The sequence below is a fragment of the Porcincola sp. LCP21S3_C12 genome, from assembly GCF_052118625.1.
GTDB lineage: Bacteria > Bacillota > Clostridia > Lachnospirales > Lachnospiraceae > Porcincola.
The window spans coordinates 34,123-45,508 of sequence record NZ_JBQKGW010000021.1 but is presented as its reverse complement, the minus strand read 5'-3'; the positions used below and the strand labels follow the sequence as shown (position 1 = coordinate 45,508).

The following is an 11,386-nucleotide window of genomic DNA, read 5'->3' as shown; positions in this document are numbered from 1 at the left end:
CAAATCTGGCATCTGGTGTACAAAACTGGCGTTTCGTTTACAAATATGCAGTTTTCAATTTACAAACAAGCATCTCGCCTTACAAACTGGCGTCTCGGATTACAACTCAGCACAGTAAAAAGTATCAGCACCGAAAAACAGAGAAAAATAAAGAAAATAAAGAAATAAAGAAAAATCAGGGGGCTGCCGCACTAATTGCCTAAGTGCGGCAGCCCCCTGAGCGGAATCATATCTTACAGCTCCGCCACAATCACCTGATAGCCGTCCAGCGTGACGTTTTCACTGTCCAGCTTCAGATCATGCAGGTTGTTCAGCAGGATCTTTTTCGGGACGGACGGCAGCGGAAGGATCTGCGGCTCCTTCTGGAAGTTGCCCATGACCAGGATGGACTGGCTCTCGCTCTGGCGCAGGTATGCCATCACATTGTGGCGGTCCTCCAGATAGGGCACCAGTCTGCCGTATGTCAAGGTTTCCTGGTAGTCCGGATTCTTGCGCAGTCTTGTCAGCTGGCGGTAGAAATTGAAGACGGAATCCGGGTCATCCTTTTGATCCGCCAGGTTGATCTCTGTATAGTTGGGGTTGACCCTCAGCCATGGCTTCCCGGTGGTGAAGCCGGCGTTCTCTGATCCGTCCCACTGGAACGGCGTCCTTGCGTTGTCACGGCTGCTTTTTTCAACAGCACGCAGAGCCTCCTTCTCGGAGAGACCGGCAGCGCGCGCTACCCTGTAGCTGTCAATTGTGGAGATATCATCGACCTCGTCGATGCTGTCGAAGCTGATATTCTCCATGCCGATTTCCTGCCCCTGATAGATCCAGGGAAGCCCCTTGAGGAGAAAATAGAGCGCCGCCAGCATTTTTTTGGAGGTCGGAGTTACATCTCCCTCCGGGATATAGCGGGAGACCCCTCTGGATTCGTCATGGTTCTCGATGATGTTGGAGATCATGCCGATGTCACCGATCTGCCACTGTGTCTGGAAGACGCAGCGTTTGTAGTCATCAGGGGTGATGCCGCTGTCCGCATAGCTGCCGAGGGGACTCCGCCCGAAGACGGTCTCCGAGAAGTCAAACATCGAGGAAAAATAGCCGTTGTCCCCGATGAATTCCGGAATTTCCTCCGGCTTTTCGTCGAAGACCTCGCCAACCGAGAACGAATTGTGAGGCTTGAAGGTCCGGTCTCTCATTTCACCAAGAAAGGCGCCGATGCCGGTCTGCTCTTTGAGCATGCTGGCAGTGCTGGAGAGGCCGTCGCTCCGGTCTGCCGGGTAGTCCTTGAAGGGAAGCACCTTCTTGATGTTGATGATCGCGTCGATCCTGAAACCGGCCAGCCCTTTGTCAAGCCACCAGTTCATCATCTTGTAGACTTCCTCCCGCAGTTCGGGATTCTCCCAGTTCAGATCCGGCTGTTTTTTGTGGAAGGTATGAAGGTAGTAAAGATCATCATGCCCGGGAAGCTTGTCCCAGACCGGCCCGCCGAAGCAGGAGCGCCAGTTGCAGGGAAGCGAGCCGTCCGGCCGTCTTTTCTCGATGTAGAAGAACTTCCCGCAGCGCCCGTCCGGATCCGCACAGGCTTTTTTAAACCATTCATGCTCATCGGAGCAATGGTTGACCACCAGGTCCATGAGAATGCCGATATCCCGCTTTTTCGCCTCAGCGATGAGTGTTTCCATGTCCGCCATCGTACCGAAGCGGGGATCGATGTTGTAGTAATCGGCGATGTCATAGCCCTGGTCCGCGAGCGGAGAGACATAGCAGGGGGACAGCCAGATGATATCAACCCCCAGATCCTTCAGATAATCCAGCTTGCTGATGATTCCCTTCAGATCGCCGATCCCGTCCCCGTTGCTGTCGCAGAAACTCTTCGGGTATACCTGGTAGGCAACCTTTCCATGCCACCATTTTCGATTCATAATCAAATCCTCCCGGTCAGAATGAAGCGGGATGCGCCCGCTGCTGATTCCGGTACCGCTTCGGCGTGGTACCGGTAAACTTTCGAAACGCTGCAATGAAATGTCCGGGGCTGCAGAAGCCGCAGTCCTCGGCGATCTGCGCAACCGGAAGCTCGCTGTTCTGCAAAAGCAGGGAGGCCTGACGGATGCGCGTCTCATTGATGTATGTCAGGGGTGTCTTTCCCATCGCCATCCGGAAGAAGCGGCAGAAGTACTGCTCGTTCATGTTCATGAGCTGCGCCAGATCCGAAAGATAGATTTTCTCCGGGAAATGATCGCGGATATAGCCCAGAACCTTTTTGAGGGCCTCCAGACGCGGATCCTCCCGGCCGGCCGGCTCACCTAAAAGCCCGGTTTCGCTGAGCGTGGCCAGGATGTTCATCAGAGCGGCTTTCACGCGCAGCTGCGAGGCAGCGTCCTCCAGCATGTGCTGGTCGCCCTGGATCCTCGACCGGGTGCCGAAGATGGCCTGACAGATCTGGTACTCATGACGGATCTGGCAGAAGGCAGGGGATGACTCGTCAATCATCAGCGGGAGGGCGAGCTGACCGCGGCGAAGCGGATCGATCAGCTCCCGCTCCGCGGAATCAACGCCCGGTGACTCCAGAATGTACGGGGAGAAAAGCAGGGCTTCTTCCAGGTAGCCGTCCGCGCTGTAAATCGCGTGAAGCTTCCCGCTTCCGACAAAACAGAACGCCTCCTGATGGATATCGTATTCTTCCATCCCGATGCGGACACGGAAATGTCCATGGATAAAGTGCAGAATCTCCACTGCGTCATGCCAGTGAACCTTTGTGATGAAAGGATGGGGGATCTCCGAGGCGGAGGCATCCGCCTTGTAAACCGTACACGGAAACGTCACAGTACCCTGGGTTCGGGTTTCCTTCAGAGAAGACGGCAGTGATTGTACACTCATATCAATCGCACCCTCCTTTCTGTCATCCGGTGGTTATCTCTCGAGAAAGACCCGGGCCTCGTACGGCTGCAGGACACCCGTCTTGTGACTGCCATAGTTGGAGATGAGCTCCCTGGCGCTGCCCGGGTTTTTATCAAATGCGTCAAACAGGCTGCAGGGCTGCTCCTGGTCGGTCCAGTTGCAGGCGACGGTTACCGTCTGGCCATCCAGATGGCGGCTGTAGGCATAGATACTGTCCGAATCCTCCAGCAGCGGCTCGAAGACACCGTAGACAATCACCGGATTTTCGTGGCGCAGGTGGATCAGTTTCTGATAATAGTAGAAGATGGAATCCGGATCTGCCAGCGCTGCCCTGCAGTTGATCTCCCGGTAGTTGGGATTCACGGCAAGCCACGGAGTACCAGTCGTGAAGCCGGCATTCACGCTGTCGTCCCACTGCATCGGTGTCCGCGCGTTGTCGCGGCCATAGGCATCGAAGCAGGCCAGCATCGTTTCCGGCGAGACCATTTTTGTGTCCTCGACATACTGTTTCCAGGCATTGATCTCCTCAATATCTCTGCAGTCTTTTATGGAGGAGAAATGCATGTTCGTCATGCCGATCTCTTCGCCCTGGTAGATGTAAGGCGTCCCCTTCATCATGTGCAGGCAGGTCGCCAGCATCTTGGCAGAGACAACGCGGTACTGCGGGCTGTCGTTCCCGAAGCGGGAGACCGCGCGGGGCTGGTCGTGGTTGTCCCAGAAAAGGCTGTTCCAGGCTGATCCCTCAAGCTCGAGCTGCCACTTGTTCAGGACAGCGCGGAGCTCCTTCAGAGAACAGCCGCCGGTCGACCATTTTCCAACGACCGGTTTGCCCTTCAGATCCACATGTTCGAACTCAAACACCATGTTCAGCTCATCGCCCGAGCTGGATGCGTACTTCTTCGCTTCATCGATCGTGACGCCGGCAGCCTCGCCGACCGTCATGATGTCATGCCGGCTGAGGACCCGGCGGTTCATCTCCTTCAGATACTCGTGGACACGAGGGCCGTTGCAGACATACGGTGCCGGGTCGCCGTACAGACCATCCGTCACCTTGCCGTCCGGGAAGGACTGGACCTTCGAGATCATGCTGATGACATCCATGCGGAATCCGTCGATCCCCTTTTCGCCGCACCACCAGTTCATCATGTCGAAGACCTCATCGCGGACCTTCGGGTTCTCCCAATTCAGATCCGGCTGCTTCTTCGAGAAGCAGTGCAGATAGTACTGACCGGTTGTCTCGTCAAACTGCCAGGCACTTCCGGAGAAACAGGACGCCCAGTTGTTGGGTTCCTTTCCATCCTTTGGATCCTTCCAGATGTAATAGCCGCGGTACGGATTGTCTCTGGACTTCCGGCTCTCCACAAACCACGGGTGCTCGTCAGATGTGTGGTTGACCACCAGATCCATGACAATCTTCAGGCCGAGGCTGTGAGCGGTTGCCAGCATCTCGTCGAAGTCTGCCATGGTTCCGAAATCCGTCATGATATTGCGGTAATCGGAAATGTCGTATCCATTGTCATCGTTGGGGGAGCGGTAGATCGGGGAGAGCCAGATCACATCAATCCCAAGCTCCTTCAGGTAGGGAAGATGTGCGGTGATTCCCTTCAGATCGCCGATTCCGTCTCCGTTACTGTCCGAGAAGGAGCGCGGATAAATCTGATAGACAACCGCTTCCTTCCACCATGCTTTTTTCTCTGCTGCCATGAATAACCTCCCTGGGAAAAACTGTCTCAATTGAGATTACATTATAATATCCTTATACTTAAAAACGATACAGAGAATTGACCAATAATATTATAATTATGACATTATCGGAGGCGATTGGGCAAAAAAATATATGGGGGAATGCCGGTCGGATTCTGCCAGCTATGACAAATGTATCGTGAATCAGCAGGTGCATCTGCCGCTGAAATGCGGTAATATATAAAAATATGATAGATGAGGAGGATATCCCGGCAGCTGCTATGGGGCACCGGGAACAGTCAGACGATTGTTGGGATATGGGTATGAAGAAAGCTGTGGCAGGTACTCCATATAAGGCAAAAAGCCGGGGCTGGGGCAGAAAGATGAAGTTTCTGCTTGTTTTCTTTGCGCTGTTTCTGGTTGGGTCAGGATCTGCGCAGATCCTCTACACCTCGCAACAGAATGCCAGTGAAAAAGAAGAGCGGGACGCGCAGGTTACGGTCTACGATACCGGCTCGTTTTCTGGCAGCCACCACGCCCTGTTCCTGTCCTCCTACAGTCCGACCTTCCCAACCTACATGGACCAGATCACAGGCCTGAACCAGTCTCTGTATGCCAATGATATGGATTATGACGCGGAGTACCTGGACTCAAAGAACTACCAGGACGATGCGAACAGAGACCTCAATTACCAGACGCTGAAGTACCGGCTTGCCCATCACGATCCCTACGATGTGGTTCTCGCGGGGGATGACGCGGCACTGTCCTTCGTCGAGCGGTACCGGAATGAGCTGTTCAAGGACATCCCGGTTGTCTTCTTTGCTGTCAATGACCGCAAGCACGCGCGGCGGGCAGTCCGCAATCCGCTCACAACCGGTTCCATCGAGGAACAGTATCTCCAGGACACGATCGTGCTGGCGGAAAAGCTCCTGCCAAAGAGCGAGAAGGTCGTGGAGATCGTAGACGACACAAAGACCGGGATGGGCGACCAGGTCAGCATGCGGACGATCATGCCGATGTTTCACAATCTGAGCTTCGAGTTCCTGAATACCTCGCAGCTCTCGCTCTCTCAGTTCAAGGAGAAGGTCGCTTCCTATGACGATACGGTCATCCTGATCTATGCCTGCGCCTTCGAGGACGCGGACGGCAGGCACTATGCGATCCCGGACACGGTCAAAATCCTGAACAGCTGTGCGAAGATCCCGATATTCCGCAACTCCTCCGTCGGGATCGGCAGCGGGATTACCGGCGGAAAAATCTACAATATGACAGAAGCCGCGAAGATTGCCGGTGAGCAGGCTGCCCGGATTGTAAATGATGGCATAAGCCCCTCTGACATCCCGCTCTATACAAAGAGCATAGGAACCTACATCTTCGACGACCAGATGCTGGAAAAGTATGGTCTTGATAAAAGCCTGCTTCCGGACGGCACCGTCCTGGTCAACATGCCGAAGTCTTTCTTCCGGGTCTATCGGAAAGTGCTGATTCCGGCGAGCTTTATTGCCATCGGGTTTCTGATCCTGCTGGCCGTCCTGGCTGATGTCTACCGCAGGCAGGTTGTCTTCGCCCGAAAGCTGGCCAGATCAGAGCAGCGGCTGCGGGAGAACAGCATAGAGGCACAGTATGCAGCTGAGCATGACGCGCTGACCGGCATGAAGAATCGTTATGCGTTGGAGAAGGATTACCCGACGTTTCTGAACCGGGAGACGGCCATCTTGTTCTTTGATGTGGACAACTTCAAGTTCTTCAACGATATGTACAGTCACGCAAGAGGGGATGAAGTTCTGAAGGCCTTCGGCAGCATCCTGGTCAGCCATTTCGGAGAGGCGTACAGTTACCGGTACGGCGGGGATGAGTTTCTGGCGGTTCTGACGGATACGTCTGAGGAGAAATGCCTGACGATGGCCCAGGACTGCATTGAGGCACTTCGGCATCTTGACATGGATGATGTGGTGGTGCACCCGTCCAGTTCATGTGGCTATGCATTTGGTGTGCCAGCGGGCAGGGCAGATGTCACAGAAATGATCCGCCAAGCGGATGTCTCCGCGTTCGATGCAAAGATCGAAGACAAGACGCACGTTTCCGGAGGAAGCTTTGATCCGAAGAAAATAGCGCCTGAGAAGCTGGTTTCACACTTCAGAATCAAGGCACCGCAGGATCAGTCGGATCCGGTGACCGGTTTGCCAAATATCGCGTTCTTTATCGTGACAGCTGAAGACTTACTGAAGAATGTCGTTGATTATTCAAGAAAGCCGGTTTTTGTTTTTTTGAATGTGCAGGGCTTTGCCGCATACAATCAGGCGAATGGTTTCCGCAAGGGGGATGATCTCCTCAGTCAAATTGCGTCGATTATCCGTAAGTACTGGCCTAACCGTCTGCTGTCCCGCGTGGGGGCGGATCATTTCATACTGATGACGTATGATGAGAATCTTACCGGGCAGCTGCAGCAGCTTCAAAACAATGTGCGCAGGGAAACGGGCGTAAGTGTACAGGCAGGGATCTACTACAACCAGCCGGGAGAGCTGTCGAACCTCTGCTGTGATCGCGCGATGCTGGCCTGCAACAGCATTCACCAGGATAAGAAGCGGCTGTATGCCGTCTATGACAGCAGTCTGGGAGAGATGAAGGCGCGGCAGCAGTACATCTTTGATCATATCGACGAGGCGATCGCGGCCGGTCATATCCTGACCTACTACCAGCCGATCATGGACGCGAAGACCGGAAGAATCTGCCACGAGGAGGCGCTGGTCAGGTGGAAGGACCCGGTCTTCGGAATCCTGTCGCCGGCCGCCTTTGTGCCGGTACTCGAGCAGAATCATCTGACAGCTTTGCTGGACCTGACGATGCTCGACAATGTGATCCGGGATCTCAGGGAGAAGGAGAAGGCGGGCATCCGGCTCGTCCCGGTCTCAATCAACCTCTCCAGATACGATTTTGAAAGCTGTGACATGGTAGAGGAGATCTGCGACAGAGTCGATCGTTCAGGCTATTCGAGAGATTTCTTCGTGATGGAGATCACCGAGAGTGCATTTGCAAAGGACAGCAATCTGATCCGGAGAGAGGTCAGCCGGTTCCGTGAGCAGGGATTCCAGGTCTGGATGGACGATTTCGGGAGCGGGTACTCCACGCTCAACACGCTCCAGACCTTCGAGTTCGATGTGATGAAGATCGACATGCAGTTTACGAAAGGCCTCACTCGGGACAGCCGGAACTATGTCATCCTCTCGGAGATGATTCAGATGGCGGACAAGCTCGGGATCGGGACGGTCTGCGAGGGAATCGAGACAGAAGATCAGGAGAAGATTCTGCGCGAGCTGGGCTGCAGGCAGCTGCAGGGATATTTCTTTGGGAAACCCGAGGATCTTGCGGCAACCATCTTGAAGCGCTTAGATGCGTGATACAGGGAGAGCGGCACAGGCAAACATTGAATACAAGGAGGAACAGATGGATTACAGGGAACGGTACAGCATCTGGATGGAGAAACTGCCAAAGGACGATCCGCTCAGGGCGGAGCTTGAGACGATCAGGGATAATGAGAAGGAGATCAGGGAGCGGTTCAACCAGGATCTGAAGTTCGGGACAGCCGGCCTGAGGGGCATTGTCGCTGCCGGGACGAACTGCATGAACATGTACACCGTCGGACGTGCGACACAGGGGATCGCGAACTATATCTGCGCACAGGGCGAGGCGGCAAAGAAAAAGGGCGTCATCATCGCGCACGATCCTCGCCATTTTTCAAAGGAATTCTCCGAGTTGACGGCCGGCATCTTCGCAGGGGCAGGAATCAGGGTCTATACATTTCCGGATCTCCGGCCGACCCCGGAGCTGGCTTTCCTGATCCGGAAGCTTGGAACGGTCTCGGGCATCAACATCACGGCCTCCCACAATCCGAAGGAATACAATGGTTACAAGGCCTACTGGGAGGACGGCTGCCAGGTCAGCTCTGATGTGGCGGACGGCATGATGGCGGAAATCGAGAAGGTCGACTACTTTGAAGGAGTGCGCCGCGGGGATGTCGAAGCGCTGAAAAGAAGCGGGATGATCACGGTGCTCGGCCCGGAGTATGACCGTATGTATCTCGACGAGATCGAGTCGATTGCGATCCACGACGGCGACGAGCTGGATCTTTCCCTTCCGATCGTCTACACGCCACTGAACGGTGCGGGTGCCGTGCCGTTCAGTCGGATGATGGCCGACCGGGGCTTTACGAACTTCCACATCGTGCCGGAGCAGCAAAGCCCGGATCCGGACTTCACGACGGTCGGGTATCCGAACCCGGAGGATCCGAAGGCGTTCCGCCTCTCCGAGCAGCTTGGGCAATCGACCGGTGCGGAGCTTCTGATGGCGACGGATCCGGACGCAGACCGGTTTGCGATCGAAATCCTTTCTGCCGACGGCACATATGTTCCGCTGAACGGCAACCAGACGGGCTATCTTCTGGTGAACTATATCCTGGAGGGCAGGAAGGCGGCGGGCACGCTTCCGGCCAATGGCGCAATGGTGAAGTCCATCGTGACATCTACGCTTTCCACCGAGATCGCAAAGTCCTACGGGGTCCGGATGTTCGAGTCGCTGACCGGGTTCAAGAACATCTGCGGGCGTATTCCGGAAGTGGAGAAGCTCGGCTACCAGTATCTGTTTGGTTATGAGGAGTCGGTCGGCTATGCCTCCTGCCCTCAGATCCGCGATAAGGACGGCATCAGCGCCGGTATGCTGGTGGCAGAAGCTGCTGCCTACTACAAGAAGCAGGGAAAGACACTCTGGCAGGTGCTGGAGGAGATTTTTGAGCAGTATGGCTTCTACAATGAGCTGGAACCGAATATTGTTCTGAAGGGCGTGGAGGGTGCCGCTCGTATCGGGCGGATGATGACCTGGCTGCGCGGAAACCTGCCGATGCAGGTGGCCGGCTTCAAGGTCACGCAGGTGATCGACTACAAGGATGGCTATGAGGATATCCCGGCATCAAATGTCCTTCGCTTCTTCCTCGACAACGGCAGCTGGTTTGCGGTCCGCCCGTCCGGAACCGAGCCGAAAATCAAGTTCTATTTCTATTCAAGGCAGGAGAGCGCGAAGGCTGCGGCAAGTGTGAATGAGGCGATCCGGGACGAAATCTTCAGCCTGATCAACAGCGTTCAGTAAAGCGGAGAAGCAGAGCGGCAGAGCGGGGCAGGCAGAGCAGAGCAAAGCAGGCCGTGTGTATAACAGACAGAGTGGGGCGGAATCAAGAGGGCAGCAGGATGATGCCTAAGGCGCGCAGAAGAAAACAGATCACGTACTACCAGAGGCAGCGGAGAGACAAGGAGCAGGAAGCAAGCCCTGTCCGGCGTGCGCTTGTGATTGCAGTTGCCGGTGCCGGGGGGAAGAGTACATATATCCGGCAGCAGGCGGAAAAACTGGCGCTGGAGGGAAAGCGTGTGGCTGTGACCACGACAACCCACATCTATAACCCCTGCGTGGAGTATGGAATCCGCGAAAGCCGGAGCGGGGACGAGACAGAGCCGGCAGCAGTCGTGAAGGGCGTGGCATACTTTGGAAGGCCGCAGGGCATGGACGGGCGGTCATACATGTCCACACGGGGCGGCGCACCGGAAAGTGCGCAGCAGGGCTGGAAGCTTGGCCCGGTGTCTCCGGAAGCATTCCGGGAGATCTGCGGGGTGTACGATATCGTATTTGTGGAGGCAGACGGGAGCCGCTCTATGCCGGCGAAAATCCCGCTTGAGGGGGAGCCTGTCCTGCCGCCGGCCACAGATGAGGTCGTTGTCGTAATGGGGCGTCATGCCGTCGGACGGCTGCCGCAGTCTGTCTGCCAGCATTACAATGCGGCCTTGTTCCACACCATCTGCATGGAAGGGAAAGTTCAGGATGAAGGCGGCAGTGCAAAGACTGCAGGTGCAGCATGTCATGAAGAGAAAGCGAATCAGAAGCTTGCGGATGATGGGATGTTGCCTGAAGAGCCGCTGACAGAAACGCAGCTGCTCCATTTGGCGGAAGCCTGCTACATCCGGCCGCTCCGGGTGCGGTTTCCATGGATCCGGAGCTCCTACTATCTGAGTGATATGTACCGTTCCGGCGCGGCAAGGCAGGTTACGGACGTGACCTTCATCCTGATGGCATCAGGTTTCGGAAGGCGGTACTCGGAACATGAGAACAAGCTTCTGTCAGACCTTCATGGCCACCCGCTGTATATGCACGCGCTGGCACACATGGTGCAGTCTGCACAGCAGCTCCAGGAATATCATGTGAAGGTGGGAATCGGTGTTGTGACCAGATACCCGGAGATCATGCAGAAAACAGCAGATCTGGGAGAGGAGAGCATCACGTATCTGGAAAACCACATGGCAGAGGAAGGGATCACTTCCTCCATCCGGATTGGCACGCGGAAAGCCCTCGCAGACCATGCGCAGCTTGTCGTATTCTTTGCGGCAGACATGCCGTATCTGGAAGGGCGGCTGATCACCCGGTTTGTCTGTGACTGCATCTGCTCAGGCAAACCCTACGGCTGCATGGCTGTCCGGAATGAAACAGAGAGAACGGTTACAACAACCGTCCCCGGTGCGTTTCGGCTCGACCGGGGGCGGGTGGCAGACGACCTGCTTGCGCTTCATGGAGACAGAGGCGCGATGCGCCTGATCCGGCAGCGCCCGTGGGACGCCTACTATTTCTACACAGAAGAGTCCGTCCTTCGCGATATTGATCAAAAATGCGATGACGTGCCATTTATAGGATAAAAGCTCCTCCGGCTGCCCTGGCAGGGCAGCTGGAGGAGCAGCTGGAGGGGCTCAGGCGGCAAGCAAGGGACAGACATGACGGCTGGACACTC

At 55.5% G+C, this 11,386-nt stretch carries 7 protein-coding genes; 4 read left to right on the top strand and 3 right to left on the bottom strand.

Annotated elements, in window-relative coordinates; genetic code table 11:
* Nucleotides 1-203, top strand: a 203-nt coding sequence (locus ACTQ1N_RS10630) for a hypothetical protein (RefSeq protein ID WP_441956730.1), incomplete at its 5' end; no start/stop codon positions are given.
* A 30-nt stretch (nt 204-233) separates the two neighbouring features.
* Here the strand turns inward: ACTQ1N_RS10630 and ACTQ1N_RS10625 are convergent.
* The 3 genes from ACTQ1N_RS10625 to ACTQ1N_RS10615 are packed head-to-tail and all read right to left on the bottom strand — an operon-like array spanning nt 234 to nt 4,587.
* Nucleotides 234-1,907: a glycoside hydrolase family 13 protein gene (locus ACTQ1N_RS10625; RefSeq protein ID WP_441956729.1), complete on the bottom strand. Its 1,674-nt coding sequence runs from the start codon at nt 1,905-1,907 to the stop codon at nt 234-236.
* 16 nt (nt 1,908-1,923) lie between these two features.
* Nucleotides 1,924-2,862, bottom strand: a complete 939-nt coding sequence (locus ACTQ1N_RS10620; protein WP_441956728.1) for a helix-turn-helix domain-containing protein — start codon at nt 2,860-2,862, stop codon at nt 1,924-1,926.
* Between the two features lie 33 nt (nt 2,863-2,895).
* Nucleotides 2,896-4,587, bottom strand: a complete 1,692-nt coding sequence (locus ACTQ1N_RS10615) for a glycoside hydrolase family 13 protein (protein ID WP_441956727.1) — start codon at nt 4,585-4,587, stop codon at nt 2,896-2,898.
* 302 nt (nt 4,588-4,889) lie between these two features.
* On the opposite strand from ACTQ1N_RS10615, the gene ACTQ1N_RS10610 reads away from it, so the two are divergent.
* The 3 genes from ACTQ1N_RS10610 to yqeC all read left to right on the top strand — a co-directional run bounded on the left by ACTQ1N_RS10610 (nt 4,890) and on the right by yqeC (nt 11,294).
* Nucleotides 4,890-7,964: an EAL domain-containing protein gene (locus ACTQ1N_RS10610; protein WP_441956726.1), complete on the top strand. Its 3,075-nt coding sequence runs from the start codon at nt 4,890-4,892 to the stop codon at nt 7,962-7,964.
* A gap of 46 nt (nt 7,965-8,010) precedes the next feature.
* Nucleotides 8,011-9,705 carry a phospho-sugar mutase gene (locus tag ACTQ1N_RS10605; RefSeq protein ID WP_441956725.1) on the top strand — a complete coding sequence of 565 codons (1,695 nt, stop codon included), beginning with the start codon at nt 8,011-8,013 and terminating at the stop codon, nt 9,703-9,705.
* A gap of 98 nt (nt 9,706-9,803) precedes the next feature.
* On the top strand, nt 9,804-11,294 hold the full coding sequence (yqeC, locus tag ACTQ1N_RS10600) for a selenium cofactor biosynthesis protein YqeC (RefSeq protein ID WP_441956724.1): 1,491 nt from the start codon (nt 9,804-9,806) through the stop codon (nt 11,292-11,294).
* Nucleotides 11,295-11,386 lie beyond the last annotated feature (92 nt).

Coding starts and splice junctions, on each gene's coding strand:
- ACTQ1N_RS10625 (WP_441956729.1), bottom strand. CDS start 1,907: ATGAATCGAAAATGGTGGCATGGAAAGGTTGCCTACCAGGTATACCCG.
- ACTQ1N_RS10620 (WP_441956728.1), bottom strand. CDS start 2,862: ATGAGTGTACAATCACTGCCGTCTTCTCTGAAGGAAACCCGAACCCAG.
- ACTQ1N_RS10610 (WP_441956726.1), top strand. CDS start 4,890: ATGAAGAAAGCTGTGGCAGGTACTCCATATAAGGCAAAAAGCCGGGGC.
- ACTQ1N_RS10615 (WP_441956727.1), bottom strand. CDS start 4,587: ATGGCAGCAGAGAAAAAAGCATGGTGGAAGGAAGCGGTTGTCTATCAG.
- yqeC (WP_441956724.1), top strand. CDS start 9,804: ATGATGCCTAAGGCGCGCAGAAGAAAACAGATCACGTACTACCAGAGG.
- ACTQ1N_RS10605 (WP_441956725.1), top strand. CDS start 8,011: ATGGATTACAGGGAACGGTACAGCATCTGGATGGAGAAACTGCCAAAG.